Raw genomic sequence first — 833 nt, forward strand, 5'->3', positions numbered from 1 at the left:
GTACGGAAGTAGAACTGTGGACGGTAGCCTTTGAAGAATGGAGTATGACGACCACCTTCTTCTTTGCTCAGGATATACACTTCTGAATCGAACTGAGTGTGTGGCTTGATGGAACCTGGTTTAGCCAGTACCTGACCACGTTCGATGTCTTCACGCTTGATACCACGCAGCAGAACACCAACGTTCTCACCAGCACGGCCTTCGTCCAGCAGTTTGCGGAACATTTCAACGCCAGTACAGGTAGACTTAACGGTGTCTTTGATACCAACGATTTCAACTTCTTCGCCAACTTTAACGATACCGCGCTCAACACGACCGGTAACTACGGTACCACGACCGGAGATGGAGAATACGTCTTCGATTGGCAGCAGGAACGGCAGGTCGATAGCACGCTCTGGTTCTGGGATGTAAGAATCCAGGTGACCAGCCAGCTCGATGATTTTAGCTTCCCACTCAGCTTCGCCTTCCAGTGCTTTCAGCGCTGAACCACGAACAACCGGCAGGTCATCACCAGGGAAGTCATAAGCAGACAGAAGTTCACGAACTTCCATTTCTACCAGTTCCAGCAGCTCTTCATCATCAACCATGTCGCATTTGTTCATGAATACGATGATGTAAGGAACGCCAACCTGACGACCCAGCAGGATGTGCTCACGAGTCTGAGGCATAGGGCCGTCAGTCGCAGCTACAACCAGGATAGCGCCGTCCATCTGAGCAGCACCGGTGATCATGTTTTTCACGTAGTCGGCGTGCCCTGGGCAGTCAACGTGCGCGTAGTGACGAGTCGGGGTGTCATATTCAACGTGAGAAGTGTTGATGGTGATACCACGAGC

The 833-nt window shown here is 51.6% G+C and carries 1 protein-coding gene; it reads right to left on the reverse strand.

All coding sequences use genetic code 11. From position 1 onward, the window contains the following. A partial coding sequence (gene tuf, locus JHD74_RS25860; RefSeq protein WP_199063891.1) for an elongation factor Tu occupies window positions 1-833 on the reverse strand: 833 nt, incomplete at both ends.

The sequence above is a fragment of the Serratia sp. ASV30 genome (assembly GCF_016428815.1).
GTDB lineage: Bacteria > Pseudomonadota > Gammaproteobacteria > Enterobacterales > Enterobacteriaceae > Chania > Chania fonticola_C.